The organism is Moorena sp. SIO3I6, from assembly GCF_010672095.1.
This window is the reverse complement of the sequence record NZ_JAAHHU010000963.1, coordinates 1-1,867: the sequence shown is the minus strand read 5'-3', so window position 1 is coordinate 1,867 and position 1,867 is coordinate 1. Positions and strand designations below refer to the sequence as shown.

Here is a 1,867-nt window from a genome sequence, read left to right as displayed (position 1 = left end):
TGGTGCCCACATTAATATCAGTGGTGGCGGCTTGGTGAAAACAGCTCCTAATCCAGGAAATGCTATCAAATTCTTAGAGTATCTAACTAGCCCTACGGCTCAGACCTTCTTTGCTCAAGCTAATAGCGAATATCCAGTGGTTTCTGGAACACCGATTGATCCGGTACTTGCGGGCTTTGGTTTTCCTTTTAAGGAAGATCCAACCAGTGTTTCCCAATATGGTCCCAATAGTGCTACAGCAGTTCAACTGATGGATATTGCTGGTTGGGTATAACAGTTGTAAATTAGGTGAAGTACTGTCGTATTAGGGAGTAGGGAGTAGGGAGTCGGGAGTAGCGCGCAGAAAGCAAAAACTCCTCTTTTCTCTGTTCCCTGTTCCCTTTTTTTTGATTCCAACACCATGAAGAATTTAGAATTTAGAATTTAGAATTTAGAATTCTGCATTAAAATTATTTCTGAGATTTAGCAATCTTTAAACTCAATAAAATTACTGGAATAATTCCTACTAAAACAATAGCTAAAGCTGGTGCTGATGCCTGAATTAAGCGTTCATCGGAGGCATACTGGTAAACTCGTACTGCCAGGGTGTCAAAATTAGACGGTCGCAGGATCAGAGTTGCTGGTAACTCTTTCATTACATCCACAAACACCAACATGGCTGCTGTCAACAATCCTCCCCACATTAATGGGGCGTGAACTTTAATTAGGGTAAGCGTAGGACCATAACCGAGACTGCGAGAGGCATCATCTAAACTAGGCTTAATCTTACCTAGGCTGGATTCAACCGTATTGAATGAAATTGCTAGGAAGCGCACAAGATAGGCGTATACTGGAGCAATGATGGTGCCACTAAAAATTAAACCAGTGGATATGCCAAAGGTTGCCCGCATCCAGCTGTCAATGGTATTATCCAACTGACCTAAGGGCATCAACACAGCAACTGCAATCACTGAACCAGGGATAGCGTAACCCATGGCAGCAGTGCGTACTGCTAAGCGCATCCCTAGTTTGGGCACTAGACGTTGCCCATAAGCCATGACTAATGCTAGAACCATGGCAATCGCAGCCGTTGTGATTGCTAATAGTAAACTATTTGTAGCTAGCTGAAAAAACTTATCATCTAAGGTTTCCTCGGCATTTTTAATGGTCATGTGCAGCAAAAATGCTGCGGGTGCTAAAAATCCAAGACCAATGGGAAGCAAACAGGCTAACAGCGCGAGGATGCCTCGACCCCCAGTTAGTGAAAAAGGCTTAATTCGTTGGTAACTACTGCCAGTCTCATAATAGCGAGATTGCCTACGAGACCAGCGTTCCAGTACAATTAAAATAATTATGAATAGTAGCAGACAGGCGGCTAGTTGAGCAGCGGCTGACCTCTCACCCATGCCTAACCAGGTACGATATATCCCTGTAGTAAAGGTACTGACACCGAAATACTCTACTGTGCCAAAATCGCTTAGGGTTTCCATTAGTGCTAAGGCCAAACCTGCCATGATCGCCGGTCTGGCTAGGGGTAGAGCGACGGTGAAGAAGCCACGCCAAGGGCTGCATCCGAGGGAACGAGCAGCTTCTAGGGTACGCACGGATTCCTCTAGGAAGGCTACCCTGGTGATCAGGTAAACGTAGGGATACAGCACTAAAGACAACATGGCGATCGCACCCCACAGAGACCGGACATTGGGAAACCAATAATCCTGCACGCTAGTCCAGCCAAACAGCTGCCGCAGCCAGGTCTGTACCGGTCCAAAAAAGTCCAGCATATTGGTGTAAGTATAGGCAAGTAAATAGGCTGGTGCTGCCAGAGGCAGTAGTAGCGCCCATTCAAACACCCGGCTTCCCCAGAAGCGACACATGGTTACTAGCCATG

Annotated in this window: 2 protein-coding genes and 1 pseudogene; 1 reads left to right on the top strand and 2 read right to left on the bottom strand. The window is 46.1% G+C overall.

Features of this window, described 5'->3' with window-relative positions; genetic code table 11:
* Positions 1-274 (top strand): annotated as a pseudogene (locus tag F6K49_RS44995) (Fe(3+) ABC transporter substrate-binding protein); the annotation flags it as partial.
* On the opposite strand, the gene F6K49_RS44990 reads toward F6K49_RS44995, so the two are convergent.
* Entirely contained in the window at positions 244-402 is a 159-nt protein-coding gene (locus F6K49_RS44990) for a hypothetical protein (RefSeq protein WP_158069795.1), read from the bottom strand. The pseudogene F6K49_RS44995 and the gene F6K49_RS44990 overlap by 31 nt on opposite strands.
* A gap of 47 nt (positions 403-449) precedes the next feature.
* Positions 450-1,867: iron ABC transporter permease (locus F6K49_RS44985; protein WP_293108586.1), on the bottom strand; the 1,418-nt coding region annotated here is incomplete at its 5' end.

Excerpts from the sequence above, each read along its gene's own strand:
- F6K49_RS44990 (WP_158069795.1), bottom strand. The coding sequence starts at position 402 with ATGGTGTTGGAATCAAAAAAAAGGGAACAGGGAACAGAGAAAAGAGGA.